The following is a 26,219-nucleotide window of genomic DNA, read 5'->3' on the forward strand; positions in this document are numbered from 1 at the left end:
ATGAGCAAGCTGGCACCCACACCGGGACAGACAGTTGGCCCCTTCTACGGCTACGCCCTTCCCTTTAATAAGGACAACGAGCTCCTCGCCCCGGGCAGCCCGGGCAGCATCCGCCTCCAAGGCACGGTTTACGACGGCGCCGGCAACACCATCCCGGACGCCATCCTCGAAATCTGGCAGCCCGACTCCGAGGGCATCATCGTCCAGCGCACCGGCTCCCTGGTCCGCGACGGCTACACGTTCACCGGTTGGGGCCGCAGCGCAGTTGGCAACTCCGGGGTGTACACGTTCACCACCGTGAACCCGGGGCCGGTTAAGCCCGGCGGTGCCGCTTTCATTTCCGTGGCTGTTTTCGCCCGCGGCCTCATGAACCGCCTCTTCACCCGCGTGTACCTGCCGGAAAACGAGGAAGCGCTGGCCAACGATCCACTGCTGAGCTCCCTGGACCCCGAGCGCCAAAAGACGCTGATCGCACGCCGCGACCCTGACGGCGGCCTCACCTGGGACATCCGCCTGCAGGGCGGCGACGAGACCGTGTTCCTGGACTTCCAGCAGGACGGTTCCCTGGATTTGGGTTCGTCCGGGGATTTGGCAACCCCATGACCGACGGCGACTTCGGCCTCCTCAGCCCCGTCTCGGCGTCGCCCGCTGTGGCGTCGCTGACGGGCGACCGTGCCGTGATCGCGGCAATCCTGGACGTCGAAGCCGCCTGGGCGGGCGTCCTCGAGGAGGCGGGGCTGGTCCACGCCGGATCCGCCGCCGTGGTGGCCGAAGCCGCCGACGCCGGCTCTTACGACGTCGCCGCTCTCGCCGAGCGTGCCCAGGGCGGTGGAAACCCGGTCATTCCGCTGCTCGGCGATCTCCGCGCCCGGGTCAAGGCCCTGGACACCGCCGGAATCGGCGCGGCTTCCGCGGTCCACACCTCGCTGACCAGCCAGGACGTCCTGGACTCCGCCCTTATGGTGCTCGCCAGCCGCACCGTTTCTGCGTTGCTGGTTGACGTCAAAAGAACGACGACGGCGCTCGCCGCCTTGGCCGAACAGCATGCGGACACGCTGTGCGTGGGCAGGAGCCTGACTCAGCATGCCCTTCCGTACACGTTCGGGCTCAAGGCAGCACAGTGGTTCCAGGGAGTTGCCGCGGCTTCCCGGCGACTGGAATCGTTGGAGCTGCCGGTCCAGTTCGGCGGTGCCGGCGGAACGCTTGCCTCCGGGGCCAAGCTGACAGCGGGTTCGAGCTCAACGCCGTTCGCTCTTGCCGATGCCCTCGCCGCCAAGCTCGGGCTGGCGCCCGCCCCGGCTCCGTGGCACACCAACCGCCTGGCCATCACGTCGTTGGGCGACGGGCTTGCTGCCCTGATCGACTCCTTCGGCAAGATCGCCGCGGACCTGCTGTTCCTCAGCCGCCCGGAAGTAGCCGAACTCGGCGAACCACTGGCTGCCGGGCGCGGTGTTTCCTCGGCCATGCCGCAGAAGCAGAACCCTGTGCTGTCGGTGCTGGTACGCAGTGCGGCGTTGCAGGCTCCCGGCCTTGCCTCGCAGCTTCACCTCGCGGCGGCCACCTTCAACGATGAACGCCCGGACGGCGCTTGGCATAGTGAATGGCCGGCTTTGCGCCAGTTGCTGGCACTGGCTGCCGGTGCGTCCGGCCACCTTCGCGAACTCACGGAAGGCTTGCGCGTTTTCCCTGACGCCATGCGCCGGAACCTCGGAATCTCGGGTCCCCTGCTGCTCAGCGAAGGTGTGGCGGCCGCCGTCGCACCTCTCCTGGGTGACGACGGAAAGCAAAAGCTGCAGGCCGTCGTCGACGAAACCCTCACCGCGCCAGCCCCCGAGCAGGCTGACACCTACCGCAAGCTGCTGCGCGAGGCCGTGCCGTCGGACAAGCTTTCCGACGTCGAACTTGAGGCGCTCCTGGATCCGGCGAGCTACCTCGGCGTGGCACGCGAGATCAGCCGCCGGATCCTCGCCGCCTACCCCGAATTCACCTCCACGAAAGGAACCACACGTGGCTAAGCCAACAGTCAAGGCAGTGCTGCTCTCCCCGCAGCGGGAACTGGGAGCCAAGCCGCTCCTGGTTGTTGGCCCGTCGCTGGGCACATCCACTGTTCTCTGGACAGAAACCGCAGCCCTTCTCGGCGATGAGTACGACGTCATCGGCTGGGACCTCCCCGGCCACGGCATCTCGCCGACCACCACCGAAGGTTTCGATGTCGCGGAACTGGCGGACGCCGTCGTCGATCTTGTCGATTCGGTGAGCCCGGGCGCGCTGTTCCACTACGCGGGGGTCTCGCTGGGCGGTGCCACCGGACTGCAGCTCGGCATCAAGCACGGCGACCGCCTCCGCAGCTTGTCGGTCCAGTGCTCCGGACCGAAGCTCGGCACGCCCGAGGGTTGGCTGGAACGCGCTGAAACTGTCCGCAAACTGGGGACGCCGGTGATGATCCAGGGTTCTGCTGAGCGATGGTTCGGCCCAGGATTCATGGACCGCCAGCCGGAGATCAGCAGCCGCCTCCTGCACGCCCTCCGCGACGCCGACCGCTTCGGCTACTCGTTCTGCTGCGAAGCCCTGGCCGCTTTCGATGTGCGCGACCAGCTCGGGAGCATCACCGTCCCCACGCAGGTGATCGCCGGCGTCGAGGACACTGTGGCGCCGCCGTCCATGGCGGAAGAGACCGCTGCCGGCATCCGGACGGGCGGCGGTTTCGCCGTGGCGGAAGCGCTCGACGGCGTCGGACACCTGGCGCCAGCAGAGGCACCGGCCGTGGTGGCCGGGCTGATGCGGACCTTCATGAAGGAGAACGGACGATGAGTGCTTTGAACCCCGGGCACAACGACGCAGTTCGGAACGGTGCCGTCCAGCCTGACGCTTCCGCGCAGGACATTTACGACGCCGGCATGATTGTCCGGCGCGAAGTGCTTGGCGAGGCCCATGTGGACCGCGCGAATGCCAACAAGGATTCCTTCACTGAGGACTACCAGGACATGATCACCAGGATCGCCTGGGGCGGCATCTGGACGCGGCCAGGACTTAGCCGGCAGATGCGTTCCGCGGTCACCCTCACGGCCCTGGTGGCCCACGGGCATTGGGAGGAGCTCGCCATGCATGTCCGGGCGGCACTCAACAACGGCCTCAGCAGGGACGAGATCAAGGAAATCCTGTTGCAGACGGCGATCTATTGCAGTGTGCCGTCGGCCAACTCGGCTTTCAAGACGGCCCAGAAGGTCTTCGCCGAGATCGACGCATCCTCCGCGTCCACCACTCCCAACTAACCCCCGTTTACCCAACTAGGGGACAGCTCTTGTCCCACTGACGGCTCATAGCGACGTGTGCTGTCCCCTAGTTGGGCAAGCAGAAAGAGAAACCCATGAACCAGGCTTTTGTGTACGACGCCGTGCGCACGCCCTTTGGCAAGTTCGGCTCCGGCCTTGCTGCTGTCCGTCCCGATGACCTTGCCGCCCACGTGGTCCGCGAGTCCGTGAAGCGGGCGCCCGGGCTGGATGTTGAGCGGATCGACGAGGTGGTGTTCGGCAACGCCAACGGCGCCGGCGAGGAAAACCGCAACGTCGCCCGCATGGCCACCCTGCTGGCCGGTCTGCCCGTGTCGATTCCGGGCACCTCGGTGAACCGTCTCTGCGGTTCGTCATTGGATGCGGCGATCATCGCTTCGCGCCAGATCAACGCCGGCGATGCCGAGCTCATGCTGGTGGGCGGCGCCGAGTCGATGTCCCGTGCGCCGTGGGTTTTGCCCAAGACCTCCAAGCCCTACCCGGCCGGAGACATGACGCTGGCGTCCACCACGCTGGGATGGCGTTTGGTGAACCCGGCCATGAACAAGGACTGGACCATCTCCCTGGGCGAGGCCACCGAACGTTTGCGTGAGAAGTACGGGATCACCCGTGAACGGCAGGACCAGTTTGCCGCTGATTCGCACAACCTGGCTGATGCCGCGTGGAACGAGGGGTTCTACGACAACCTGGTGACCGCGGTCCCCGGTACGGACTTGGTGCGTGATGAAGGCATCCGCGCTGGTTCGTCTGCGGAGAAGCTGGCCGGGTTGAAGACCGTGTTCCGTCCTGAGGGCTCAGGGCCCGACGGCGGCACGGTCACCGCCGGGAACGCCTCGCCTTTGTCCGATGGTGCTTCGGCTGCGTGGATCGGTTCCGAGGCTGCCTCGGGGATTCTCGGTTTGGATCCCTTGGCCCGCATCGCCGGCCGCGGTGCGCACGGCAACGATCCCCAGTTCTTCGGGTACGCCCCGGTGGAGGCCGCGAACAAGGCCCTCGCGAAGGCGGGCATCGGCTGGGACCAGGTGGGCGCCGTCGAACTTAACGAAGCGTTCGCCGCGCAGTCGCTGGCGTGCGTGGATGCGTGGGGGATCGACCCCGCAATTGTGAACCGTCACGGCGGCGCGATTGCCATGGGCCACCCGCTCGGTGCTTCCGGCACCCGCGTCCTGGGCACCCTCGCCCGGTCTTTGCAGGCCTCCGGGCAGCGCTGGGGTGTCGCGGCGATCTGCATCGGCGTGGGCCAAGGCCTGGCCGTGGTGCTGGAAAACGTTACTGCTTCAGTGAAGGGGGCATAGGGCTGTGTTGAGTTTCATTGACACTGTTGGCGAGGCGGTCGCCGGGATCAAGGACGGTTCCACGGTGATGATCGGCGGGTTCGGTAACGCCGGGCAGCCGTTCGAACTCATTGATGCGCTGATGGATTGTGGTGCCACGGACCTGACCGTGGTGAACAACAACGCCGGGCAGGGTGACCAGGGCCTGGCGCTGCTGATCAAGGAAGGCCGGGTCCGCAAGATGATCTGCTCGTTCCCGCGGCAGTCCGATTCGTGGCACTTCGACGCGAAGTACCACGCCGGGGAGATCGAACTGGAACTCGTCCCACAGGGCAATCTGGCCGAGCGCATCCGTGCTGCCGGGGCCGGTATCGGTGGCTTCTTCACGCCCACCGGATACGGCACCACCTTGGCTGAGGGCAAGGAGACCCGGATCATCGATGGTCGTGGACAGGTGTTCGAAACACCGATCCACGCGGACGTTGCGCTGATCAAGGCACTCAAGGCCGACGGCAAAGGCAACCTCGTATACCGCAAGACCGCGCGGAACTTCGGGCCCATCATGGCCGCTGCCGCCAAGCACACCATCGTTCAGGTCTCGGAGATCGTTCCCACCGGTTCGTTGGATCCGGAGAGCGTGGTGACGCCGGGGATTTACGTCAACAGCGTGGTCCGCGTTGATTCCGCTGCTACGAACGGAAAGGTGGCCTGATCATGGGCACGCAGACGAGTATCCAAACCTCCGAAAAGCCGCTGGGCCGCGACGAGCTCGCACAGTTGGTGGCCCGCGACATCGCTCCGGGTTCGTTCGTGAACCTGGGAATCGGCCAGCCCACCCTGGTGTCGAATTACCTCACCGAGGAACAGAACATCACGCTCCACACGGAGAACGGGATGCTCGGGATGGGTCCGGTGGCTGAGGGAGACGAGATCGACGGCGACCTGATCAACGCGGGCAAGATTCCCGTCACCGAACTGCCCGGGGCGTCCTACTTCCACCATGCTGACTCGTTTGCGATCATGCGGGGTGGTCACTTGGACATTTGTGTCCTCGGCGCGTTCCAGGTCTCCGCAACGGGAGATCTCGCCAACTGGCACACCGGGGCCCCGGACGCGATCCCCGCCGTGGGTGGCGCGATGGACCTGGCCACCGGCGCCAAGGACGTCTTCGTGATGATGACCTTGCTGACGCGCGAAGGCGTGTCCAAACTCGTGGAACAGTGCACCTACCCGCTCACCGGCGTCGGCTGCGTGACCCGCGTGTACACGGACAAAGCAGTGTTCCTCACTGGCGCTGACGGCGTCACAGTACGTGAAACGTTCGGCTGCACGTTCGAGGAGATCCAGGAACTGGTTCCCTTGCCGCTCAAACGCGGCGCCTGACTCCCGTTGTGGGGCCCGCTCCGCAGGGTATTGGGGGTTTGATGCGTGCAGAGCAGGCCCCGCAACGCGTTCTAGGATTGGTAACCATGAGTGATTCCGCGGTTTCCCCGCAAGCCAGCGACCAGTACGTCCAGTCGCTGGCCCGCGGGCTCGCCGTCATCCGGGCGTTCGACGCGAACAACCCGGTGATGACACTGAGCGAAGTCGCTGCCCGCACGGACCTGACCCGCGCCACGGCACGGAGGTTCCTGCACACCTTGGTTGAGCTGGGCTACGTCCGCACCGACGGCAAGACCTTCGCGCTCACGGCCAAGGTGCTTCAACTGGGCTACTCCTACCTGTCGGCACTGTCCCTTCCGCAGTTGGTGCAGCCTCACCTGGAGCAGCTCAGCCTGAAGCTGGGGGAGTCAACCTCGGCCGCGGTTCTGGATGGTCCGGACATCTTCTACGTGGCCCGCGTTGCTACCCGCCGGATCATGAACGTCGGGATCACGGTCGGCACCCGCTTCCCCGCCTATGCCACATCCATGGGTCGCGTCCTGCTCGCCGGATTGCCGCAGGCCAAGTTTGAGGCCTACCTTTCGACGGCGGAACTCACCCCGCTCACGCCGCGAACCGTCGCCAGCGTGCCCGACTTGAGGGCCGCCGTCGAACATGTCCGCCAGCAGGGCTGGTGCCTGCTGGACCAAGAGCTGGAAATCGGGCTCATGTCCATCGCAGCGCCGGTGTGGAATCACAACAACGGCGACAATGTTGCCGCGATCAACGTGTCGCTGCAGGCGCAAGCGGTCGCCGCGCAGCCAGACCCCGCAAAGTACTTGGAGGATGTGCGCCAGGAAGTCGTGGCCGCGGCCAACGCAATATCCCAGGACGTCTCCGCAAAGCACTAGGCGTTGACGGAGTAGCCCCGGATCGCCGCCAGCCGGGTCTCCAAGATGCGGCGCACCATTGAGTCCGGCACCGGATTGTCCACAGAGAATCGCAGCGTCCCCGGCGACCACGAGTACCCCCCAAGCTCCTCCGACATTGTCGGCAGGATCTGCCCGCTGAACGGGTATAGAGCCAGGTGCTTCTTCGTCTCGAGCACGCTCACGAACCCCTTTCCGTCCACGAGCAGCGCGGGCATACCGTAGCTGACACCTTCCTCGGCCTCCGGCGCGAGTTCGCGCGCGATACCCACTATCCGCTCCAGTATCGGCCGGTTGTCAGGGCTAACGCTTTCCAGATATTCAGTGACAGATCCCATAGGGACATGGTTCACCCAAGACGACCCGGATGCCACACTTGGGGCATGAGTCCGCTCGTCAGTGGTACGTGGAGTCCAGTCGACCAAGACCGTGCCAGGGGTAAAGCCGCCCGAGAGGCCTTGCCGCGGAGCGCCCAGGGAAAGTTCTCGACGCCGGACCGCAGCCCGGTATCGATTCTTGAGGAACAGCACGCTTCCCGGCTGGCGCACCTTGTTCCCGTGCGGGTGGGCCGGATGGTGCAGACGCCTTTCGCCTTTTTTCGGGGTGCCGCGGCTGTCATGGCCGGGGACTTGTCCCTCGAGGCGACCTCCGGGCATCAGGTGGTGGCTTGCGGCGACGCCCATCTGGCAAATTTTGGGCTGTACGCGTCACCCGAGCGGCGGCTGGTCTTCGATCTAAACGACTTTGACGAGGTCTTTCCCGCTCCTTGGGAGTGGGACGTCAAGAGGCTGGCAGCAAGTATCTGGCTGAGCGGACGCAACAGCGGCCACTCTGAGGAACAATGCCAAACGGCTGCTGAAGGTTCGGCGAGGGGGTACCGGGTGGCGATGCGGAGGTTGTTCGAGGGTACGGCCGCAGAGAGGTACTACTTCCACGTCGATATGGACGTGCTCATGGCAACCATGGCGTCCGGGAGGCTTTCCAGGAAAAACATCCTGGAAAAGGACGTCGAGAAGGCCAAGAGGCGGACCTCCGAACAGGTTCTGGCCAAGATGACTACGGAGACAGTCCAGGGGGAGCGGAGGATCGTCGACCAGTGGCCGTTGGTCTACCACCCTGAAACTACGACGCTGGATCGAGTGAGCGCACTCTTTGACCAGTATCGGGATTCATTGCGCGCCGACACGGCAGTGCTGGTAAGCCAGTACCGGCTGGTGGACGTAGCGTTGCGGGTGGTCGGAGTGGGTAGCGTCGGAACCCGTTGCTGGGTGATCCTCATGCTGGGCCCATCGGAGGAGCCCTTGTTCCTGCAAGCAAAAGAGGTGCAGCGTTCCGTGCTGGAGAGCCACGGAGGCTCCCGACCATCCTCAAATGTTGTCCGGTTGCTGACTAGCTTCGGCCAAGGCTACCGAACCGTGGCCGGCCAGAGGATCATGCAGGCCCAGTCCGATCCGTTCCTCGGATGGGTGGGCAACACAGTGGAATCCGATGGCCAGCTGCGGGACTACTTCGTCCGTCAATTCCGCGACATGAAGGGGTCCTTCGCCGTGGATCAGTTGGGCCCGGGGGCACTGGCCGACTATGCCCAGCTGTGCGGGGGTGTGCTCGCCCGCGCCCACTCCCAAACTCCCGGCACCGCATTCATCGCCGGCTACCTCGGCCGCTCAGAGCTGTTCGAAAAAGCAATGGCGGGATGGGCGAGACACTACGCAGACCAGACCGAGAAGGACCATGCGGAGTTGGAACGCGCAGTCCGCGCGGGCCGCCTCGATGCCGCAAGCGGCATCTGAACCCGCACGTCCCACAGACTTGGCCTACCGGGCTTAGCGTTCCGGAATCACCGCGATGCCCTGGATTTCGATCAAGGCTTCCTTCTGCCACAACCTCGTGACGCCGATGCCGGCCATCGCCGGGTACTGCGATCCGGCCATTTCCCGCCAGATGCGTCCGATTTCGCGGCCGTTCGCCATGTAGTCGTCCACGTCCGTGAGGTAGATGGTTACGTTCACCAGGTCCTCCGGCTGGCCGCCGGCTTCGCGCAGCGTCGTGATGACGTTGGAGAACGCCTGGGTGAACTGTTCCACGATGCCGCCGGGAACGATGTTCATGTTTTTGTCCAGCGCGGTTTGCCCGCCCAGGAACACGGTGTTGCCGGCAAGGATGCCGTGCGCGAAACCTGAGGGCTTGGGCAGGGATTCGGGGTTGATCGTCTGGTGGCTCATGCTGTTCCTCCTCGTTGTGGCAGCTGCAAAAACTTTTGGAAAGCCTCTGTGCAGATCATTTCTCTCGTGCTACGTTGAGCATATGTGACGATCGTAAAAAAGTCGACACATCATCAAAACCCGAAGGGAACCAGCACATGAAACTCGCCACCCTGCGCACGGCAAACGGAGGTACGACGGCGGCACTCGCCACGGGCGCCGACTCATACCTCGCGCTTCCGGCCACTGACGTCGGGGCACTCCTGGCCCAGCCTCAGTGGCGGTCCGTGGTGGAGGATGCCGCGGCCTCGAAGGAGCAGGCTGTCATTCAGTCGGCCGACGCCGATCTGGCACCGCTCCTGCCCCGTGCCGGCAAAGTGATTTGCTGCGGCCTGAACTACGGTGACCACATCCAGGAAATGGGCCGTGAACTCCCCGAGTTCCCCACCCTGTTCGCCAAGTACGCGGACACCCTGGTGGGCGCCACCGACGCTGTAGAAGTCCACGGCAGTGGCCGCGTCGACTGGGAAGCCGAGCTCGCCGTCGTCGTTGGCTCTGAACTGTTCCGCGCCGATGAGGACCAAGCCCGGCAGGGCATCGCCGGGTACACGGTGGCGAACGACGTTTCCATGCGCGACTGGCAAAACCGGACGCTGCAGTGGTTCCAGGGCAAGGCCTGGGACGGAACCACTCCGGTGGGCCCGGTCCTGGTCACCGCGGACGAGGCGGGTGAACACTTCCGGGTCAGGGGCTACGTCAACGGCGAGCTCGTCCAAAACGGCAACACCAGCACCCTGGTGTTCGGCCCCGCGCAACTCCTGTCCTATATCTCGCAGTTCACCATCCTGCGCCCTGGCGACCTCGTCCTCACGGGAACGCCCGGGGGAGTGGGCATGGGAATGACTCCGCCGCGCTTCCTCCAGGACGGTGACGTGCTCACCACCGAAATCGACGGGATTGGCCGGCTGGAGAACCAGTTCCGGATCCATGCACCCGTCGCTGCACACGCCTGATACCAACCCATTCAAAAGGAGAGACCAATGAGCCAGACCACCACTGAGTACGTCCTCGAAGGCGACAACTCCATCTATGCCCAGCCTGATGGCAAGGTTGTTCCGGTCGTCACCCGCTCCGGAGCTGAAGACACCAACACTGCCCAGTCCGGTGACTGCATCCGTGTTTCGGGAGTCAGCATCCAGCACACCCCGGCAACCAAGATCTGGTTCGGCCAGGTGTCCAACACGCCCGGGTACCGGAGCCTGCCGCACCACCACGGCGAGGCTGAGACGGGCGGCTACGTCCTTCGTGGCCATGGCCGGATCTACTTTGGCGAGAACTACTCGGAGTTCATTGACATGAAGGCCGGCGACTGGGTGTTTGTGCCGCCGTTCATGCCCCACGTCGAAGCCAACATGTCCGTCACCGAAGAACTCGTCTGGTTGACGGCCCGCACGCCGGAGAACCTCGTGGTCAACCTCGAAGACGTGGCTGACGAAACCCTCGCCGACTACCGCCGGGTCTGAGCAATGATCACTGGAACCCTGACGTCGGAGACGTTCCTGAAGGCGGTTGAACTGACCGCCACCGAGCCGCAGGTCTTCGACGAAGCCTACGAAGCAACCACCCAGTACGTGCCGTGGCCAAAAGCCTACGGTGGAGACATGGTGGCACAAGCAGCGGCCGCAATGATGCGGTCCGTTGACGCTGACAGGACCCTGCACTCGATGCACAGCTACTTCATGCGTCCGGTGGATATCGGTTCCAGTGTCCGGTACGAGGTGGAACGTTTGCGGGACGGGCGCGGGTACTCCACCCGCACGGTGCGTGGCTTCCAGAACGGCAAGCCCGTATATGCCGCGATGGGATCCTTCCAGGTTCCCGAGGACGGACCGGACTTCCAGCCCGAGGCGCCTGCCGCCGTCGAGCCTGAATCGCTGCGGTCTGCGGCGGAAGTGCTGGACGGAATCGACGGTCCGGCCGCAGACTATTGGTCCACGGGTCGAAGTTTCGACATGCGGCATATTCCCGGTCCCGTATATGTAGAACTCGAAGGCGGTGCGGTGCCCCAGCAAGCTATTTGGGTCAAGGCCTTCGACGCACTGCCCGACGACGCCGACCTCCACCGTACGGCCCTCGCCTACGTCTGCGATTACACCATCTTGGAGCCCCTGCTTCGCGTCAATGGACTCAACTGGTCCAGCCCAGGACTCGCCACCGCCAGCCTGGACCACTCAATGTGGTTCCACCGCGACGGCCGCGCCGACGACTGGATCCTTTACGCCCAGGAAGCCATCTCCGGACAAAGCAACCGGGGTCTGGCCATGGGTCGCTTCTTCGATCGGCAAGGAAGGCTCCTTGCCACGGTTGCCCAAGAGGGCATGATCCGGGCCGGTGCCTGAACAGCTTTCCCCCCACCATTCATCCGCTTCAACGACGCACCACTGAAAGGAACGGCCATGAGCATGACGCCATCGGCCCACGTGGACACGTTCACCCGCGACCACCTGCCGCCCGCCGACACCTGGCCGGCGCTTGAATTCACTCTTCCCGAACTCCAATACCCGGAGCGGCTCAACGCTGCCGCGGTGCTGATCGACGACGCTGTCGACCAGTACGGCGCAGACCGTCCCGCCCTGTGGACCCCCGACGGCACAGTCTGGACCTACGGTCAGCTCCAGACGCGTTCCAACCAGGTTGCGCAGGTCCTCACCGAAGACCTCGGAGTTGTACCCGGCAACCGTGTCCTGCTGCGTGGTCCGAACAACCCGTGGATTGTTGCTGCGTGGCTCGGTGTCCTGAAGGCAGGCGCCGTCGTGGTGACCACCATGCCCATGCTCCGCTCCACAGAGGTCTCCACGCTCATCCAGCTCACCAAGCCAGTGGTGGCCATTTCGGACCACCGGTTCGTGGATGAGCTCGCGATCGCCGCCGGGGATGACGTCACCGTCCTGACGTACGGAGCCGGCAACGGGTTCGACGACGACGGCGACCTCGCCTCCCGCTGCGGGCACAAGAGCGGGAAGTTCACGGCTGTGGACACGGCCGCCGACGACGTTGCCCTGTTGGGTCCGACGTCGGGCACCACGGGTGTGCCGAAGGTGACCATGCACTTCCACCGGGACATCCTGGCCAACGCCGACACCTTCGCCCGGTACATCCTGCAGCCCACCGCGGACGACGTCTTCGCTGGTTCACCTCCACTGGCCTTCACCTTTGGGCTCGGGGGATTGGTGGTCTTCCCGCTGCGGTTTGGCGCGTCATCCCTCCTGACCGAGAAAGCCGGACCCGTGGAGCTGGCCGAGCACGCATCGAAGGCCGGAGCCACCATCCTCTTCACCGCTCCCACGGCCTACCGGGCCATCCTGAAGGAGAAGCGTGGGGACCTCCTCCGCGGCCTGCGCATTGCGGTCTCCGCCGGGGAGCACCTTTCCAAGGAAACCTGGGAAGCCGTCCGCGAGGCGACGGGACTGCGGCTGGTCAACGGAATCGGTGCCACGGAAATGCTGCACGTCTTCATTTCCGCAGCGGGCGATGACATCCGCCCCGGCACCACGGGCCGCGCCGTACCGGGTTTCCGGACCACCATCCTTGACAACGACGGCAACGAACTTGGCCCCGGCAACATCGGACGGCTGGCCGTGATTGGTCCAACGGGTTGCCGCTACCTGGATGACCCCCGCCAGGCGAACTACGTGGTCCGTGGCTGGAACGTCACGGGTGACACCTTCGCCATGGACGCGGACGGGTACTTCACCTACCAGGCCCGTTCGGACAACATGATCGTCTCCTCCGGGTACAACATCGGCGCGCCGGAGGTTGAAACCGCCATCGACCAACACCCGGACGTGGTGGAAAACGCGGTCATCGGAATTCCGGACGAGGAGCGGGGCAGCATCGTCTGCGCGTTTGTGGTCCTCCGCGACGGCGTCGAAGGAGACGCCGCCAAGCGCAAGGAAATCCAGGACTTCGTGAAGCAGACCATCGCTCCGTACAAGTACCCGCGCGATGTCCGTTTCGTCACCGAACTTCCGCGCAATCCCAGCGGAAAACTCCAGCACTTCAAGCTCCGTGACGGCCTCGTCCCAAAGGACGCCGCCGGGAACGCGAGCGAGACCGTACAACTTACCCCCGCCGGCCAGGGCCAGGCCTGAGAAGGAGCATCACCATGAAAATCGCAATTGTTGGAGGCGGGCCAGGCGGCCTGTACTTCGCAGCACTGATGAAGCAGTTGGACCCGTCACACGACATCACCCTCTGGGAACGCAACGCAGCGAGCGACACCTTTGGTTTCGGCGTCGTCTTTTCCGATGAGACGCTGGGTGGCATCGGCAACGCCGATCCCGTGGTGGCCGAGTACATGAGCCGCCGCTTCGCCCGCTGGTCCGATATCGATATCCACTTCCGCAGCGAGATGATCACCGTTGGTGGCCAGGGTTTCGCTGCCATGAGCCGCAAGGAATTGCTCGAGTTGCTGCAGCGTCGCTGCATCGAGCTGAATGTCGACGTGCGCTTCAGCACCCTTGCCCCGCCCGTCGAAGAACTTGAAGCCAACTACGACCTGGTGCTTGCCGCGGATGGCATCAATTCCCAGATCCGCGCCAAATACGCCGACTCCTTCAAGCCGGACCTGGACCCGCGGACCAACAAGTTCATGTGGCTGGGCACGGACCAGGTGTTCGAGGCCTTCAAGTTCTTCGTGAAGGAAACCGAGTGGGGTGTCATGCAGATCCACGGTTACCCCTACTCGGATGAGGGCTCCACCTTCATCGTGGAAATGCACCAGGACGTGTGGCACGCGGCAGGCTTCGACGAGACCGCCAACGAGGTCTTCCCTCCAGGCGTCTCGGACGAGAAGGCCATTGCCAGGATCCGCGAGATTTTCGCCGAGGAACTGAACGGCTACGAGGTCCTGACCAACAACTCCAAGTGGATCAACTTCACCACGGTGCGCAACGAAAGCTGGCGCCACAACAACGTGGTCCTCCTTGGCGACGCGGCGCACACGGCGCACTTCTCCATCGGCTCCGGCACCAAGCTGGCCATGGAGGACTCCCTGGCCCTGGCTGCGTGCCTGCACGAGCACCCCACGGTGCAGGAAGCCTTGGAAGCCTACGAAGCCGAACGCCGTCCCGTAGTCGCTTCCACGCAGCGTGCTGCCCAGGCATCGCTGGAGTGGTTCGAGCGCATCGGCCAGTACAAGGACCAGGATCCCACGCAGTTCGCGTTCAACCTGCTTACCCGCAGCCGCCGCATCACCCAGGAAAACCTGCGCCTTCGCGACCCCGAGTTCGCCGACGCCGTGGACCGCGACTTCGCGTCGTCGCAGGGACTCACTGAGGTAGCCCCGGCAATGTTCCAGCCGTTCCGCATCGGCGCCCTCGAGCTCAAGAACCGCATTGTGGTCTCGCCGATGGACATGTACTCCGCCGTCGACGGGATCCCCGGCGACTTCCACAAGGTCCACCTCGGCTCCAAGGCCCTGGGCGGCGCCGGCCTGGTCATGACCGAAATGGTCTGCGTTTCCGAAACCGGCCGGATCACCCCGGGCTGCAGCGGACTGTACACGGATGCCCAGCGCGATAGCTGGAAGGAGATCGTGGACTTCGTGCACGGCCGTTCCACCGCCAAGATCGGCGCCCAGTTGGGCCACTCCGGCCGCAAGGGCTCCACCAAGCTCATGTGGGAAGGCATCGACCAGCCACTCGACTCCGGCAACTGGACCGCCGTCGGCCCTTCTGCCTTGCCGTACAGCGCCGAGAACCAGACCCCCGTGGAACTGGACCGTGCAGGGATGGACGCGATCAAGGCGGAGTTCGTGGCCGCCGCCAAACGAGCCGAGCAGGCTGGCTTCGACCTCCTGGAGATTCACGCCGCGCACGGTTACCTGCTCTCTTCCTTCCTTTCGCCGGTGTCCAACAAACGGACCGACGAGTACGGCGGCAGCCTGGAGAACCGGCTGCGGTTCCCGCTGGAAGTGTTCGACGCCGTTCGTGCGGCTTGGCCTGCCGGCAAGCCCCTGACCGTGCGCATCTCCGCGACGGACTGGATCGAGGGCGGCAACACCTCAGACGATTCCGTGGCGATTGCCAAAGCATTTGTCGAGCACGGCGCTGCAGGCCTGGATGTCTCCACCGGCCAGGTCGCCAAAGAAGAAAAGCCCGCGTTCGGGCGCAGCTACCAGACCCCGTTCGCGGACCGGATCCGTCAGGAAGTCGCTGCCCCTGCAGGCGTGGCGGTCATCGCCGTCGGCGCCATCTCCAGCTACGACGACGTCAATTCCATCCTCTTGGCCGGCCGTGCGGACCTCATCGCACTCGGCCGCACGCACCTCTACGATCCCCAGTGGACCCTGCATGCTGCGGCTGAACAGGAATACCAGGGCCCGGGTGCCCAATGGATCCCGCAGTTCCGCGCCGGACGCCGCAAGCCGCCGAGCTCACGCACCGACGCCGTCCGTCCGCGCCTGTCGCTGCTCAAGGAAGCGGACATTGAAGAGGCCACCACACACCTTCGCTGGACTCCCCGGTCCGACGCAGCATCGGTCTTGGTGAAGTAGTCATGGCAACCGCACCCGTCAATGACTGGAATGTACCCACCAAAACAACCGGCCTGGTGTTGTTCTGCTGCTGGATCGCGATCCTCGCCGAGGGTTACGACGTAGGCGTGCTCGGAGCCGTCCTTCCCGCACTGGCGGAGTACAAGGAATGGAATCTCTCGCCGCTCGCGCTGGGCGGCCTGGGATCATATGCTCTGATCGGCATGCTTATTGGCGCACTCTTCATCGGCACCCTGAGTGACCTCGTGGGCCGCAAGAAGATGCTCCTCGCCTCCATGGTCATCTTCACGATCACCCAGGCAGGGGCGGCTTGGGCTCCAACCCCTGAACTGTTCGGTCTCTTCCGCCTCATTGGCGGGCTGGGCATGGGCGGGGTCATCCCGGTAGCTGCGGCCCTGACCATCGAGTACTCGGCTCCGAACAAGCGCTCCTACAACTATGGCCTGATGTATTCCGGCTACTCGCTGGGCATCGTGGCGGCGGCACTTGCGGCCCTGTTCGTCCTGCCCATGGGTGGATGGCGCGCCGTCATCGCGATCGGTGCCGCACCGGTTGTCCTGCTGCCCATCATTTGGAAGTTCCTTCCCGAGTCCCTCGAATACCTTGAGTCCAAGGGGCGGCGGGCTGAGGCCAAGGCGCTGGCAGCCAAACTGGACATCCGCGACTACCGGCCGGTGGCCCAGTCGGCTCCTGTGGCCGGCGTGCAGGCCGACCCGTGGTGGAAGACGATCACCACCATGTTCTCGCGGAAGTACCTGCGGTCCACTGTGTTCTTCTGGATCTCGCTCTTCTGCGGACTGGTGCTGGTCTACGGCCTGAACACGTGGCTGCCGAGCATCATGAAGAAAGCCGGCTACGACCTCGGCTCGTCGCTGACATTCCTCCTGGTCTTCAGCCTGGCTTCCGCGATCGGTGGCCTGCTCCTGGGCCGGGCGGCGGACAAGTACGGCAAGAAGCTCATCCTGGTGGTGTTCTACATCCTGGGCGGCCTGGGCATCATGCTGTTGGTCTTCCCGAACACCATGGTGGTCAACCTGCTGTTCGTCGCATTCGCCGGCGTCGGTTCCATCTCCACGTCCTTGGTCCTGACCGGCTATATCGCCGACTACTATCCCGCCAAGGTCCGCGGCACCGCAACGGGTTGGGCCCTGAGTTTCGCCCGGCTTGGTGCCATCTCGGGACCCCTGATCGGTGGCTGGATTGCCGGCTCGAAGCTGCCATTTGAGGCCAACTTCGCGATCTTTGCCGGCATCGCGGTACTGGCAGCCGGAGCGGTGGCCTTGATTCCAAAGCCGCAGCCCGAGGTGCCGGTTGCCGAGGCGGGCGTAGACCCGGACGACGTCGCAGTAAGCGCCCGGTAGGAGCATCGTGGACAGGTTTCCGGAGGCGTGCATCGAGCGAACGGTGGAGTGGGTAGACACCGACGCCTCCGGACACCAACACAATTCGGCCATCCTGCGCTGGGTGGAAGCTGCCGAAGCTAAGCTCTTCCGGTCCCTGGACCTGCCGGACTATTTCCCCAGCGCACCCAGGGTCCAGCAGGTCATCAATTACAAAGCCAAGCTGTGGTTCGGCCAGCGCATCACCGCGACGGTGCGGGTCAGCGCGCTGGGGCGGACCTCGCTGACCATGGCATTCGACGTAACGTCCGACGGCGGTGACGTGGCGGCTTTCGGGACGGTCACCACCGTCCACGTACCCAGCGGAACCACCTCAGCGCACCCGTGGCCGGAGCACTTCGTCCGCAGGATCACCGCGCGAGATGGCACCTAATGACAATGGGGAGGCCCCGGATTGTCATCAAATGCCATCTCGGCGGGGTCTTCGGAGCCCTTAGCGGAGGCCCTTCAGGATGTTCTTGGGCCGCTGCATCTCACCGTGCTTGGCGCCGAGGATGATCACCCAGGCTGCGAAGGCGGGAATGGCCCACTGCAGCGCCTTCAGCTGGTTCTGGGCTGATTTCAGTTCATCGGAAGCACCTGCGCGGGGCTCGGTGGCTCCTTCCGCACCTTCTTCGGAGAGCTCATCCACCTTCTTGCCAACGACACCGGCGTAGAGGGTGACGGCAGCTCCGGCCAATGTCACCACGGTCTTATAGATGGTGTTGGCGGCGACGCTGTCCTGCTTCGCGATCCTGCCCTTGTTCTCCCAAGCGATTGCCAGGTCCGATGCGAGGTGCCCGGCGAAGGCTGCGGTCTGCACAGGAGCCCACTTTCCCCAGCCCTTGCTCGACAACCGGGTACGCTCCGTGGGATCTTTGGCTTCCGCGGCGGCCCCATTAAGACCAATGGCCCCCATCAATGAGCCGCCGAACCACGCAGCGGCCGTAAGGTCGTGGATGGAGCGTGCTACCAGATTTCCTGCCATGATGTGCTTCCTATCGTTGAACGGAAAGGACTCTCCGGGGCGTTAAGAGCCCCCGAGCAGCGTCCGTCTATAGTAAGCATGCTTAGTATGGCCCGGCTAGTCTCGGGCGGGCTACAGCCCGCACCTATGATGAACTGGAGTGGCGCCCAACGCGGGGCGCGGAAATGAGGATCCTCCAGATGTTCGCCGTCCCGGCACCCCCGGTGCGCCACCAGCAGCTGCTCGTCACGATCTTCGGGCTCTACGGTCGGAACGCAGGTGATGCCTTGCCGGTGTCCGCACTGATTTCCATGCTGGGCTCGCTCGGCTACGACGCGCCGGGCGTGAGGTCCTCCGTCTCCAGGCTCAAGGCCAAGGGCGTGCTGAAGAGTGTGCGCGAAGGCGGGATTGCCAAGTACAAGATCTCGGAATCGGTAAGCGATGTGTTCCGTGAAGGTGATCGCCGCATCTTCGCCCCTGAGCAGCCTGCACCGGTGGACACGTGGGTGCTTGCCGTGTTCTCCGTGCCCGAATCGATGCGGAACCGCCGGCACCAGCTGCGCTCGGCGTTGTCCGGTTTGGGGTTTGGGTCGGTGGCCAACGGCGTGTGGATTGCGCCGGCACACAAGCTCGAACAAGCCAGGGAGCGCCTCACGGCCAGTGGGTTGATCGAGTTCGTGGACCTCTTCCGTAGCGACTATGTCTTTGACGGACCCATGCGGCCCAAAATCTCGGAGTGGTGGGACCTCAAGGAACTCGATGAACAGTTCACCGAGTTCCTTGGGCTCTACGGGGAAGCGGAGCAGCAGTGGGTTGAGCGCGTGGGTGAGGACCCCGACGTTGCCCTGGCCCAGTCCACGGAGGAGCTGCGGCGTGACGCGTTCCGCTACTACATCCCCATGCTGACCATGTGGCGCCGGTTCCCGTACCGGGACCCCAACCTGCCCACGGACTACCTCCCGCCCGAATGGCACGGCCCCGCCGTACGCAGGACCTTCCAGGCCGTGCATCGCCTGGCCGCGCCGTTGGCCGCTGCCCACGCGCACGAAATCATCGCCGAAGCGCTGGACCCGGCGGTGGCCTGACTGTTCGCTGGATCCAGCGGCGGCCTGACTATCCGCTGGTATGCGGCGCGTCCTATTCGCTGGTGCGCGGCGCGTCGATGAGGCCGAATTTCTCGCCCTGCGGTCCCCGCACTACGGCCATGCGTCCCAGCGGGCTGTCCGTGACCGGCTCCAGGAGCGTCGCACCCAGCTCCACGGCCCGGGTGGCGGAGCCCTCCACGTAGTCGCTGGCGAACCACGTCATCCAATGGTTGGGTGTGGTCCCGGAGAGCTCGGTGTCATGGTGAACCCCGCCCACTTCACGCCCGTCCAGCGGCCTCCTGATAGTGGAGTAGACCAAGCCGTCCTCGGTGACGTCCTGGTAGCTGACGTCGAAGACCTCGGCGTAGAACGAGCGGGCGGCTGCATAGTCACGGGTATGGAGCTCGTTCCAGCACAGTGCGCCATGCTCGTTGACGCGTTCCGCGCCGATGTGGTTGCCTGCCTGCCAGACCCCGAACACTGCGCCGGCACTGTCCACGGCCAGGGCCATGCGGCCGGAATCCATCACGTCGAACGGTGGAGCGATCAGCTGTCCACCAGCTGTGGTTACCTTCTTTGCGGTGACGTCGACGTCATCCGAGCTGAGAAAGGTGGTCCAGGTGGTGGGCATTTGCGGGTCCTGTTTTGGGCCCAGTCCTGCCACGGCACGCCCGCCGATGCACGCCAGGACGTAGCCGCCCGCGTCGTCGCCACCGGTGATGAAGTCCCAGCCGAACAGGCCCGAGTAGAAGTCCTTCGCCGCTTCGGGATCATCTGCGCCCAGGTCCACCCACATGGGCGTTGCTGCAGGCCAGCTCGAGATTCTTGTGGACATGGGACTCCTCGCGTAGGGGCTCTTAGGGCGAAAGCTGCCTCCCCGGAAGCCCATGCGCCGGGCCTATCGGGGAGGCAACCACCCATAATGTGTGCGCCGCCGCCGATTCGTGACACCGTTTCGCCGTCCTTTTTGGACTCCACAGTGATGGAAGTTCCGTAGCCCAAGGCACCCAAAACAAAGGCGGCGGGCAAGCGTAAAGGCGCTTGCCCGCCGTCGTGCGTTCCGGGATTTAGACGGTGCGGGTTGCCTTGGCGAGGTTCTCGCGGAGTTCGTCCGCGTTTTGCCGGATCACGTACGCGGGGCGGTCCCGCTCCACGCGCCAGCTGTCTTCCAGCGGGCCGATGTTGACGGTGTCGAAGCCGAACTCGTCGTAGAGCTTGGTGACCAGTTCCGCGGCTTCGGGGAAGTCGCTGGCGGTGGCCAGTGCGCGACGGTTCGGCGTGCCGGCAGGGGTGCCGTCAGTGGTGATGTCCTTGGCGAAGATGTGGTTGAAGCCCTTGGCTACCTTGGAGGTGGGGAGGTGCTTTTGGAGCAGGCCCGATGTGGTTGCCTCGCCGTTGTCCAGCTCGGGGATGCGGCCGTCGCGCTCCCAGTAGTAGTTGTTGGTGTCGATGACCACCTTGCCCTCGAGCGGCTCCGTCGGGATGCTTTGGTAGTTCTTCAGGGGAACGGTCACGACGGCGAAATCGCCTGCCGCTGCCGCTTCGGCTGCCGTGGCGGCGCGGGCCCTGGGCCCAAGTTCCGCGACCAGCTCGCCAAGCGTTTCGGGACCCCGTGAGTTGCTGATCACGACGTCGTAGCCCAGTTCCACGGCCTTGCGTGCTACCTGGCTGCCAATGTGTCCTGCACCGATGATTCCAATTGTTGTCATGTCGGTGCCAACAAGATGTTGCATGCGCGTATTTCCCGCGTTACGCCACATTTCTTAGGTGGCCTATACTAAGTAGTCTTACTATGCAGTTCATCAACGAAGAGGAGGTTTGCGTGGCCGGACACTTGGAGATGGTTGAAACGCCCGATGGGGGATATCGGATTCTGGTGGTGGATGGCAATGACGCCCTGATGGGCCTCTCGAAGCGCTTCTCTTCCGTGGATGAGGCGGTGGAAGGCGTCGAGGCCATCCGGGAAGTTGCCGGCACCGGCCTGCTGCGGCAAGCCTCCCCTGAGCGGTACGCGGTACTGATGCTGGAAGAGCCCGCCATTGATTCGGCGCTCGCGGACCAAGGTGCCCAAACGACGTCGAAAGTGGTGAGCTGTGGCAGCTGATGTGAAGTCCCAAAAGAAGCGCGGAGTCCTCTTCGATGTGGACGGTACCTTGATCGATTCCAGTTACTTCCACGCGATGGCCTGGTGGCAGGCGTTCAGGCGCGAAGGGCTGGACATTGAAATGTCCGCTATCCACCGCCGCGTAGGCATGGGAGGCGACAAGCTCATCCAAAGCCTGGTCCCGGACTGCACCGATGAAATGCAGGAAGACCTGAAGTCGGCCCACGGCGCAGTGTTCTCGACGTTCTGGCCGACGCTCCGGCCATTCGATTCGGCACGCGACCTTCTTGCGGCATGTTCCGACGCCGGGCTCGCGGTCGGGTTGGCATCGTCGGCGCAGGAACGCGACCTGGACGTGAGCCGCCATCTCCTCGACGCGGGCTCCTCCATCGACGCCTGGACCAGCTCCAACGACGCCGAGGAAAGCAAGCCCGCCCCGGACATCCTGGTGGCGTGCCTGGAGAAGCTCGGCGTGAGCCCGGAGGATGCGGTATTCGTCGGCGACGCCGTGTGGGACGTGAAGGCCGGTGCTGCGATCGGGGTGCCCGTCATTGCCCTGACCTGCGGTGGAATCAGCGAAGCGGAACTGCGGGACGCAGGTGCCGCGGAAGTCTACGACAATCCGCAGCACCTGCTGGAGCACTTGGAGACGAGCCTGATTGGCAAGTTGGTCAGCTCTGCGGGCTGACTCCGCGGGCTGATTAGCCCGGCAAGCTGATCAGCTCGGCAAGCTGATCAGCTCGGCCGCCCGCGCTGGGCACCCTGGGGTGCGTCGTCCCGCCCGGCTACCGGACGTCGTCGTGCTGGATGCCCTTGTCCCGGCCGCGGCGGTTTCGCAACGTCCAGATGATGAGCGCGATGATGATGACCGCAGCTACTCCGGCCAGGACCCACGGAACAACATCTGTCCGGGTTTGCTGCTGCTGGTTGGTTTCGCTGGTGCCGGGGTTGGCCGGTCCCGTGCCCGCGGGATTGGGAGCGTCGGAGGTTGGCTCCGCCGTGGGGGTTGCGGTGGAAGGGCCGGAGGGGTTGCTGGGCTCGGGTGACGGGCTCTGCGTGGTTGCGGCAACGCTGCCCTGAAGGCTGGTGGCCGCGTTGGCGGCTCCGGCGGTGGAGGTGGCGGAACCGGCAAAAAGGGCCAGCGCCAGGGCGGTCATAGCTACTCTACGAAGCATCTTTTCTCCTGAGGTAGGGGCCTGTTCGGAAATCCTCGTAGTAGTAAGCATACTGACTAAATCGTAGACGGGGCCGGCCTTCCGGGTGCCGCCCCTAAGAATCCAGGCGACACCCAGCCCGCAGTCCTAGCGGTTCAACTTGTCGGTATCCGGTTCCGGGTCGCCGATGTGGCCAGGAGCATTGGCCGCAAGGACGCGCTGGACGAAAGCGCTGTATTCTTCCATGTAGTGCCGCAAGAGGCCGGCGGTGCCTTCGTCCTTAACGGAACCGTCGTCGTCGTAAGCGTCTGCGACAAAACGGATGTACGCCTCCGGTGCGTTCAACTGCGGTGCATCCAGGAAGCTCAGCACGCTCCGCATGGACGACTGCATCACCGCCGTGCCGATGCCGCCTGGCGAAGCGCCGATGATTCCCGTGGGTTTCCGGGCGAACGAATTGGTGCCCCACGGGCGCGAGCCCCAGTCGATGGCGTTCTTCAGCGCGCCCGGAATGGAGCGGTTGTATTCGGGGGAGACGAACAGGATGCCGTCCGACGCCGCGATGGCATCCTTCAATTCCTGGCCGGCAGGCGGGAACTGGGCATCGTAATCAGAGCTGTAGAGGGGGAGATCCTTGATGGCGATCTCATGGAATTCCAGCTCCGGCGGAGCGACGCTGATCAGGGCCTTGGAAAGGACCCGGTTGATGGAGGTACTAGAGAGACTTCCTACGAAATAGCCGATTTTGAACGTGTCCATAGCGGCGTTCCTTCCCGACGGCACGGCCGGAACCGGCTCGTCGACGGTGTGGTGGCTGGTTGCCACCAGCTTCCACCGACCCTAGTGGACTTGTGCACATAGCGCAGCCCCCTACTCCCGCCCGAACCCTTGCGGTCATAGACTCATGCCAACTGGTTTCTGGCGGTTTCCGGAAGAGGGGTGGCGGGTGAAGGCAGGCATAGCGCGCGAGGCGCTCGATGGTGAGCGACGGGTGGCCGCCACGCCGGAAACGGTCAAGCAGTTGGTGGGCCTGGGCCTTGACGTGGAGATCCAGTCCGGGGCCGGGCTGGCCTCCGGCCATAGCGACGACGACTACCGCCAAGCAGGTGCCTCGGTAGTGCAGGCCTTGGACGTCGGGTCCTTGGACGTCTACTGCCACGTGCGGCCTCTGGAACCGTCGACGGCGGGATCCCTCCACCGGGGTGCGGTCAGCGTGGGACTGGGGTCGCCGTCGTCGGAGTTGCCTACCGTGCGTGCCCTCGCCGCCGGCGGCATCACGTCGTTTGCGCTGGAATTGGTGCCCCGGATTTCACGGGCCCAATCCATGGATGCACTGACTTCCCAAGCCCTCGTGGCCGGATATCGGTGCGTGCTTGAGGCAGCAATGCGTTTGCCGCGGTTCTTCCCCCTCTACATGACGGCGGCCGGAACCATCCCACCGGCCAAGGTGCTGGTGCTTGGAGCGGGCGTGGCTGGATTGCAGGCGATCGGAACAGCCAAAAGGCTTGGCGCCCGCGTTTCTGCCAACGACATCCGGCCCGCATCCGCCGACGAGGTAGCGTCCATGGGCGGGACGTTCATCAAGCTCGACCTCGAAACGGCCGAAGCGTCAGGTGGATACGCGCGCGAACTGAGCGCCGACCGGGGAGCGCTGCAACGCGCACTCCTTGCTCCGCACGTTGCCCAGGCCGATGTCCTGATTACCACGGCCGCGGTTCCCGGCAGGCGCGCTCCCCTCCTGGTCAGCCGCGAGATGGTGCAGGGCATGCGGCCCGGGTCGGTGGTGATTGACCTGGCGGCTGAATCAGGCGGCAACGTGGAAGGGAGTATCGCGGGGCAGGACATCCCCGTCCCAACCGCCGACGGCCAGGGCACTGTGACACTGGTGGGCATCAAGGATCCAGCCTCCGCCATGCCCGCGGACGCCTCGCGCTTGTACGCCAAGAACGTGGCCAACCTCCTGGCACTCATGACCCGCGATGGCGTGGTTTCACCCGACTTCGGGGATGAAGTGGTGAACGGTGCGTGCCTCACCCACGACGGCAAAGTCCGGCACGCCCCCACAGCGGAGGCACTCACGGCGCTCGCCGGCGAAAAGGCACCCTTCGGCAGTACCCACACCGGAACAGAAGGAGTGCGTTGATGGATGGAATGAGCCTGCTGACCATCACCGTGCTGGCTGTTTTTGTGGGCTTCGAGGTCGTTTCCAAAGTGTCCAGCACCCTCCACACGCCCCTCATGTCCGGGGCGAACGCCATTCACGGGATCATCCTGGTGGGGGCCATCATCGTCGCTGGGCAGGCCTCGGATCCGTGGGTCCTGGCGGTTGGACTGTTGGCTGTCGTCCTGGCCACGGCCAACCTCGTGGGCGGGTTCGTGGTGACCGACCGCATGCTGGAGATGTTCCGGGGAAGGCAACGGCCGCCGTCGAAAATCGATACCGGGCAAACCGGCAAGGAGGGCCGCCCGTGACCCTTCTCAACCCCCTCTGGACTGCGCTGCTGTATCTCGTAGCTGCCGCCTGTTTCATCCTCGCCCTGAAAGGCCTGAACTCGCCCCGGACAGCCCGGCGCGGCAATCTCATCGGGGCGTTTGGGGCACTTTTGGCCGTGCTGACGGTGTTCCTGTCCGTGAAACTGGAAAACATCCCGTGGATTCTTGGGGCCATAGTGGTGGGTGCCGGTGTTGCTGCCCCCGTGGCCCGCAGGGTGCAGATGACCCAGATGCCGCAGCTTGTGGCCCTCTTCAACGGTGTGGGCGGTGGTGCTGCGGCGCTGGTGGCGCTTCTGGAACTCCCGCATTCCAGCGACTCGTGGGTTCGTGTGGCTATCGTGTTCACGCTCCTGGTGGGTGCGGTGTCGTTCGCCGGGTCAGCCGTCACCTTCGCCAAGCTGCAGGGGCTCATGACCACCAGGCCGGTGACGTTCCCCGGGTTGCCGGTGCTGATGGGCGTTGTGCTGCTGGCAGCCGTGGGGAGCGGTGCCGCGGTGGTCCTGGGCGGATCGCTGCTGCTGGCCTTGGCGCTCCTGGGGTTGGGGCTGGTGGCCGGTGTCCTTCTGGTGCTGCCGGTGGGTGGCGCCGATGTGCCGATTGTCATTTCGCTCCTGAACGCCTTCACGGGCCTGGCTGTCGCGGCGTCGGGACTCGTGTTGGGGAATGTCCTCCTGGTCGTTGCCGGAACGCTGGTTGGAGCTTCCGGCACCATCCTTACCCGGGCCATGGCAGCGGCGATGGGACGCAGTGTTGCCGGCATCATGTTCGGGGCCTTCAAGGGTGGCTCAACCGCAGGCTCCACGGCGGTCAGCGAACGTCCGGTCCGCTCGTCCAGCGCGGAGGACGTCGCAGTGCTGCTCGGCTACGCGCAGCGGGTGATCATCGTCCCCGGGTACGGACTGGCCGTGGCCCAGGGGCAGCACACCGCAGCCGAGCTTGCTCTGGCTTTGGAGGCCCGGGGGATCGACGTGGACTTCGCCATTCACCCTGTAGCCGGTCGCATGCCCGGACACATGAACGTGCTCCTGGCCGAGGCCAACGTTCCCTACGAGTCGCTGAAGGAAATGACGGACATCAACTCCGAGTTCAAAACAACGGACGTCGCGCTGGTAGTGGGTGCCAACGATGTCGTGAACCCCGCGGCCAAGACCACATCGGGCTCGCCCATCTACGGAATGCCCATCCTGGAGGTGGCCGACGCCCGGCAGGTGGTGTTCCTGAAACGCTCCATGAGGCCTGGGTTCGCTGGGATCGAGAACGAGTTGCTCTATGAGCCGCAGACCACTTTGCTGTTCGGTGATGCAAAGGACTCGCTGACCAAGGTGTTGGGGGCGGTGAAAGCACTCTGATGAATGTGGGCCGCATAAACGCGTCATTTATGCGCCACTGATGGCACACGTCATGTACAGGAACCGTGTACAGCAG

At 64.5% G+C, this 26,219-nt stretch carries 29 protein-coding genes; 22 read left to right on the top strand and 7 right to left on the bottom strand.

Annotated features, from left to right (window positions below; all coding sequences use genetic code 11):
• The 8 genes from pcaG to AC5RU9_RS16960 all read left to right on the top strand — a co-directional run bounded on the left by pcaG (position 1) and on the right by AC5RU9_RS16960 (position 6,837).
• Positions 1-603: a protocatechuate 3,4-dioxygenase subunit alpha gene (gene pcaG / locus AC5RU9_RS16925; protein ID WP_494017339.1), complete on the top strand. Its 603-nt coding sequence runs from the start codon at positions 1-3 to the stop codon at positions 601-603.
• The gene (locus AC5RU9_RS16930) at positions 600-2,015 is read left to right on the top strand and encodes a lyase family protein (RefSeq protein ID WP_494017340.1); all 1,416 of its coding nucleotides are present in this window, start codon (positions 600-602) and stop codon (positions 2,013-2,015) included. Before pcaG ends, AC5RU9_RS16930 begins: the two co-directional genes overlap by 4 nt.
• A complete protein-coding gene (locus tag AC5RU9_RS16935) occupies positions 2,008-2,811 on the top strand; it encodes an alpha/beta fold hydrolase (RefSeq protein WP_494017341.1) in 804 nt (267 codons plus the stop codon). The genes AC5RU9_RS16930 and AC5RU9_RS16935 overlap by 8 nt, the downstream gene beginning before the upstream one ends.
• Positions 2,808-3,272: a 4-carboxymuconolactone decarboxylase gene (pcaC, locus tag AC5RU9_RS16940; RefSeq protein WP_494017342.1), complete on the top strand. Its 465-nt coding sequence runs from the start codon at positions 2,808-2,810 to the stop codon at positions 3,270-3,272. Before AC5RU9_RS16935 ends, pcaC begins: the two co-directional genes overlap by 4 nt.
• A 95-nt stretch (positions 3,273-3,367) precedes the next feature.
• Entirely contained in the window at positions 3,368-4,585 is a 1,218-nt protein-coding gene (locus AC5RU9_RS16945; RefSeq protein WP_494017343.1) for a thiolase family protein, read from the top strand.
• A gap of 4 nt (positions 4,586-4,589) precedes the next feature.
• A complete protein-coding gene (locus AC5RU9_RS16950; RefSeq protein ID WP_494017344.1) occupies positions 4,590-5,276 on the top strand; it encodes a 3-oxoacid CoA-transferase subunit A in 687 nt (228 codons plus the stop codon).
• A gap of 2 nt (positions 5,277-5,278) precedes the next feature.
• Positions 5,279-5,947 carry a 3-oxoacid CoA-transferase subunit B gene (locus AC5RU9_RS16955; protein WP_494017345.1) on the top strand — a complete coding sequence of 223 codons (669 nt, stop codon included), beginning with the start codon at positions 5,279-5,281 and terminating at the stop codon, positions 5,945-5,947.
• Positions 5,948-6,033: 86 nt separating this feature from the next.
• Complete coding sequence (locus tag AC5RU9_RS16960) at positions 6,034-6,837, top strand: IclR family transcriptional regulator domain-containing protein (protein WP_494017346.1); 804 nt, start codon at positions 6,034-6,036, stop codon at positions 6,835-6,837.
• Here AC5RU9_RS16960 and AC5RU9_RS16965 read toward each other — a convergent pair.
• Complete coding sequence (locus AC5RU9_RS16965; protein WP_494017347.1) at positions 6,834-7,193, bottom strand: iron chaperone; 360 nt, start codon at positions 7,191-7,193, stop codon at positions 6,834-6,836. The two genes, AC5RU9_RS16960 and AC5RU9_RS16965, sit on opposite strands and share 4 nt — an antisense overlap.
• A gap of 45 nt (positions 7,194-7,238) precedes the next feature.
• Here AC5RU9_RS16965 and AC5RU9_RS16970 point away from each other — a divergent pair, with 45 nt between their 5' ends.
• Entirely contained in the window at positions 7,239-8,645 is a 1,407-nt protein-coding gene (locus tag AC5RU9_RS16970) for a DUF2252 domain-containing protein (RefSeq protein WP_494017348.1), read from the top strand.
• 33 nt (positions 8,646-8,678) lie between these two features.
• Here AC5RU9_RS16970 and AC5RU9_RS16975 read toward each other — a convergent pair whose 3' ends face one another.
• A complete protein-coding gene (locus tag AC5RU9_RS16975; protein ID WP_089596898.1) occupies positions 8,679-9,077 on the bottom strand; it encodes a RidA family protein in 399 nt (132 codons plus the stop codon).
• A gap of 137 nt (positions 9,078-9,214) precedes the next feature.
• On the opposite strand from AC5RU9_RS16975, the gene AC5RU9_RS16980 reads away from it, so the two are divergent.
• From AC5RU9_RS16980 to AC5RU9_RS17010, 7 genes are read left to right on the top strand one after another with little or no spacing between them, the layout of a single operon-like run.
• Positions 9,215-10,069 (top strand): fumarylacetoacetate hydrolase family protein, encoded by an 855-nt coding sequence (locus tag AC5RU9_RS16980; protein WP_494017349.1) that lies wholly within the window; start codon positions 9,215-9,217, stop codon positions 10,067-10,069.
• A 27-nt stretch (positions 10,070-10,096) separates the two neighbouring features.
• Positions 10,097-10,579 carry a cupin domain-containing protein gene (locus tag AC5RU9_RS16985; RefSeq protein WP_494017350.1) on the top strand — a complete coding sequence of 161 codons (483 nt, stop codon included), beginning with the start codon at positions 10,097-10,099 and terminating at the stop codon, positions 10,577-10,579.
• 3 nt (positions 10,580-10,582) lie between these two features.
• A complete protein-coding gene (locus tag AC5RU9_RS16990) occupies positions 10,583-11,455 on the top strand; it encodes an acyl-CoA thioesterase (protein ID WP_494017351.1) in 873 nt (290 codons plus the stop codon).
• Between the two features lie 57 nt (positions 11,456-11,512).
• A complete protein-coding gene (locus AC5RU9_RS16995) occupies positions 11,513-13,207 on the top strand; it encodes an AMP-binding protein (protein WP_494017352.1) in 1,695 nt (564 codons plus the stop codon).
• Between the two features lie 14 nt (positions 13,208-13,221).
• On the top strand, positions 13,222-15,612 hold the full coding sequence (locus AC5RU9_RS17000) for a bifunctional salicylyl-CoA 5-hydroxylase/oxidoreductase (protein WP_494017353.1): 2,391 nt from the start codon (positions 13,222-13,224) through the stop codon (positions 15,610-15,612).
• A gap of 2 nt (positions 15,613-15,614) precedes the next feature.
• The gene (locus AC5RU9_RS17005) at positions 15,615-16,973 is read left to right on the top strand and encodes an MFS transporter (RefSeq protein ID WP_494017354.1); all 1,359 of its coding nucleotides are present in this window, start codon (positions 15,615-15,617) and stop codon (positions 16,971-16,973) included.
• 7 nt (positions 16,974-16,980) lie between these two features.
• A complete protein-coding gene (locus AC5RU9_RS17010) occupies positions 16,981-17,385 on the top strand; it encodes an acyl-CoA thioesterase (RefSeq protein ID WP_494017355.1) in 405 nt (134 codons plus the stop codon).
• Between the two features lie 60 nt (positions 17,386-17,445).
• Here AC5RU9_RS17010 and AC5RU9_RS17015 read toward each other — a convergent pair whose 3' ends face one another.
• Complete coding sequence (locus AC5RU9_RS17015; protein WP_211711086.1) at positions 17,446-17,979, bottom strand: ABC transporter permease family protein; 534 nt, start codon at positions 17,977-17,979, stop codon at positions 17,446-17,448.
• A 164-nt stretch (positions 17,980-18,143) separates the two neighbouring features.
• Here AC5RU9_RS17015 and AC5RU9_RS17020 point away from each other — a divergent pair, with 164 nt between their 5' ends.
• Positions 18,144-19,043, top strand: a complete 900-nt coding sequence (locus AC5RU9_RS17020) for a PaaX family transcriptional regulator (RefSeq protein WP_249184049.1) — start codon at positions 18,144-18,146, stop codon at positions 19,041-19,043.
• A 52-nt stretch (positions 19,044-19,095) separates the two neighbouring features.
• Here AC5RU9_RS17020 and AC5RU9_RS17025 read toward each other — a convergent pair whose 3' ends face one another.
• Positions 19,096-19,878 carry a VOC family protein gene (locus AC5RU9_RS17025; RefSeq protein ID WP_494017356.1) on the bottom strand — a complete coding sequence of 261 codons (783 nt, stop codon included), beginning with the start codon at positions 19,876-19,878 and terminating at the stop codon, positions 19,096-19,098.
• 232 nt (positions 19,879-20,110) lie between these two features.
• Positions 20,111-20,752 (bottom strand): NADPH-dependent F420 reductase, encoded by a 642-nt coding sequence (locus AC5RU9_RS17030; RefSeq protein WP_211711088.1) that lies wholly within the window; start codon positions 20,750-20,752, stop codon positions 20,111-20,113.
• 83 nt (positions 20,753-20,835) lie between these two features.
• Between AC5RU9_RS17030 and AC5RU9_RS17035 the strand changes: the two genes are divergently transcribed.
• Together AC5RU9_RS17035 and AC5RU9_RS17040 are read left to right on the top strand one after the other, a co-directional pair.
• Positions 20,836-21,147 carry a hypothetical protein gene (locus AC5RU9_RS17035; protein WP_249184050.1) on the top strand — a complete coding sequence of 104 codons (312 nt, stop codon included), beginning with the start codon at positions 20,836-20,838 and terminating at the stop codon, positions 21,145-21,147.
• Positions 21,137-21,835 carry an HAD family hydrolase gene (locus tag AC5RU9_RS17040; RefSeq protein ID WP_494017357.1) on the top strand — a complete coding sequence of 233 codons (699 nt, stop codon included), beginning with the start codon at positions 21,137-21,139 and terminating at the stop codon, positions 21,833-21,835. The genes AC5RU9_RS17035 and AC5RU9_RS17040 overlap by 11 nt, the downstream gene beginning before the upstream one ends.
• A 97-nt stretch (positions 21,836-21,932) precedes the next feature.
• Here the strand turns inward: AC5RU9_RS17040 and AC5RU9_RS17045 are convergent, their stop codons facing one another.
• Both AC5RU9_RS17045 and AC5RU9_RS17050 read right to left on the bottom strand, forming a co-directional pair.
• Complete coding sequence (locus tag AC5RU9_RS17045; protein WP_494017358.1) at positions 21,933-22,322, bottom strand: hypothetical protein; 390 nt, start codon at positions 22,320-22,322, stop codon at positions 21,933-21,935.
• A gap of 126 nt (positions 22,323-22,448) precedes the next feature.
• Positions 22,449-23,060 carry an NADPH-dependent FMN reductase gene (locus tag AC5RU9_RS17050; protein ID WP_309992968.1) on the bottom strand — a complete coding sequence of 204 codons (612 nt, stop codon included), beginning with the start codon at positions 23,058-23,060 and terminating at the stop codon, positions 22,449-22,451.
• 187 nt (positions 23,061-23,247) lie between these two features.
• On the opposite strand from AC5RU9_RS17050, the gene AC5RU9_RS17055 reads away from it, so the two are divergent.
• Genes AC5RU9_RS17055 through AC5RU9_RS17065 form a run of 3 tightly spaced genes read left to right on the top strand, consistent with a single transcriptional unit; the run spans position 23,248 to position 26,143 of the window.
• Positions 23,248-24,444 (top strand): Re/Si-specific NAD(P)(+) transhydrogenase subunit alpha, encoded by a 1,197-nt coding sequence (locus tag AC5RU9_RS17055; RefSeq protein ID WP_494017359.1) that lies wholly within the window; start codon positions 23,248-23,250, stop codon positions 24,442-24,444.
• Positions 24,444-24,773, top strand: coding sequence for an NAD(P) transhydrogenase subunit alpha part 2 (locus tag AC5RU9_RS17060; RefSeq protein WP_494017360.1), 330 nt, complete (start codon positions 24,444-24,446; stop codon positions 24,771-24,773). The genes AC5RU9_RS17055 and AC5RU9_RS17060 overlap by 1 nt, the downstream gene beginning before the upstream one ends.
• Positions 24,770-26,143, top strand: a complete 1,374-nt coding sequence (locus tag AC5RU9_RS17065; protein ID WP_494017361.1) for an NAD(P)(+) transhydrogenase (Re/Si-specific) subunit beta — start codon at positions 24,770-24,772, stop codon at positions 26,141-26,143. Before AC5RU9_RS17060 ends, AC5RU9_RS17065 begins: the two co-directional genes overlap by 4 nt.
• Positions 26,144-26,219: the final 76 nt, after the last annotated feature.

The organism is Arthrobacter sp. B0316-5-4 (assembly GCF_059090325.1).

What these genes read in the sequence shown, in the direction of transcription:
- pcaG (WP_494017339.1), top strand. Translation starts at nt 1, where the DNA reads ATGAGCAAGCTGGCACCCACACCGGGACAGACAGTTGGCCCCTTCTAC.
- AC5RU9_RS16930 (WP_494017340.1), top strand. Translation starts at nt 600, where the DNA reads ATGACCGACGGCGACTTCGGCCTCCTCAGCCCCGTCTCGGCGTCGCCC.
- pcaC (WP_494017342.1), top strand. Translation starts at nt 2,808, where the DNA reads ATGAGTGCTTTGAACCCCGGGCACAACGACGCAGTTCGGAACGGTGCC.
- AC5RU9_RS16945 (WP_494017343.1), top strand. Translation starts at nt 3,368, where the DNA reads ATGAACCAGGCTTTTGTGTACGACGCCGTGCGCACGCCCTTTGGCAAG.
- AC5RU9_RS16955 (WP_494017345.1), top strand. Translation starts at nt 5,279, where the DNA reads ATGGGCACGCAGACGAGTATCCAAACCTCCGAAAAGCCGCTGGGCCGC.
- AC5RU9_RS16960 (WP_494017346.1), top strand. Translation starts at nt 6,034, where the DNA reads ATGAGTGATTCCGCGGTTTCCCCGCAAGCCAGCGACCAGTACGTCCAG.
- AC5RU9_RS16965 (WP_494017347.1), bottom strand. Translation starts at nt 7,193, where the DNA reads ATGGGATCTGTCACTGAATATCTGGAAAGCGTTAGCCCTGACAACCGG.
- AC5RU9_RS16970 (WP_494017348.1), top strand. Translation starts at nt 7,239, where the DNA reads ATGAGTCCGCTCGTCAGTGGTACGTGGAGTCCAGTCGACCAAGACCGT.
- AC5RU9_RS16975 (WP_089596898.1), bottom strand. Translation starts at nt 9,077, where the DNA reads ATGAGCCACCAGACGATCAACCCCGAATCCCTGCCCAAGCCCTCAGGT.
- AC5RU9_RS16980 (WP_494017349.1), top strand. Translation starts at nt 9,215, where the DNA reads ATGAAACTCGCCACCCTGCGCACGGCAAACGGAGGTACGACGGCGGCA.
- AC5RU9_RS16985 (WP_494017350.1), top strand. Translation starts at nt 10,097, where the DNA reads ATGAGCCAGACCACCACTGAGTACGTCCTCGAAGGCGACAACTCCATC.
- AC5RU9_RS16990 (WP_494017351.1), top strand. Translation starts at nt 10,583, where the DNA reads ATGATCACTGGAACCCTGACGTCGGAGACGTTCCTGAAGGCGGTTGAA.
- AC5RU9_RS16995 (WP_494017352.1), top strand. Translation starts at nt 11,513, where the DNA reads ATGAGCATGACGCCATCGGCCCACGTGGACACGTTCACCCGCGACCAC.
- AC5RU9_RS17000 (WP_494017353.1), top strand. Translation starts at nt 13,222, where the DNA reads ATGAAAATCGCAATTGTTGGAGGCGGGCCAGGCGGCCTGTACTTCGCA.
- AC5RU9_RS17005 (WP_494017354.1), top strand. Translation starts at nt 15,615, where the DNA reads ATGGCAACCGCACCCGTCAATGACTGGAATGTACCCACCAAAACAACC.
- AC5RU9_RS17015 (WP_211711086.1), bottom strand. Translation starts at nt 17,979, where the DNA reads ATGGCAGGAAATCTGGTAGCACGCTCCATCCACGACCTTACGGCCGCT.
- AC5RU9_RS17020 (WP_249184049.1), top strand. Translation starts at nt 18,144, where the DNA reads ATGAGGATCCTCCAGATGTTCGCCGTCCCGGCACCCCCGGTGCGCCAC.
- AC5RU9_RS17025 (WP_494017356.1), bottom strand. Translation starts at nt 19,878, where the DNA reads ATGTCCACAAGAATCTCGAGCTGGCCTGCAGCAACGCCCATGTGGGTG.
- AC5RU9_RS17030 (WP_211711088.1), bottom strand. Translation starts at nt 20,752, where the DNA reads ATGACAACAATTGGAATCATCGGTGCAGGACACATTGGCAGCCAGGTA.
- AC5RU9_RS17035 (WP_249184050.1), top strand. Translation starts at nt 20,836, where the DNA reads ATGCAGTTCATCAACGAAGAGGAGGTTTGCGTGGCCGGACACTTGGAG.
- AC5RU9_RS17045 (WP_494017358.1), bottom strand. Translation starts at nt 22,322, where the DNA reads ATGCTTCGTAGAGTAGCTATGACCGCCCTGGCGCTGGCCCTTTTTGCC.
- AC5RU9_RS17050 (WP_309992968.1), bottom strand. Translation starts at nt 23,060, where the DNA reads ATGGACACGTTCAAAATCGGCTATTTCGTAGGAAGTCTCTCTAGTACC.
- AC5RU9_RS17060 (WP_494017360.1), top strand. Translation starts at nt 24,444, where the DNA reads ATGGATGGAATGAGCCTGCTGACCATCACCGTGCTGGCTGTTTTTGTG.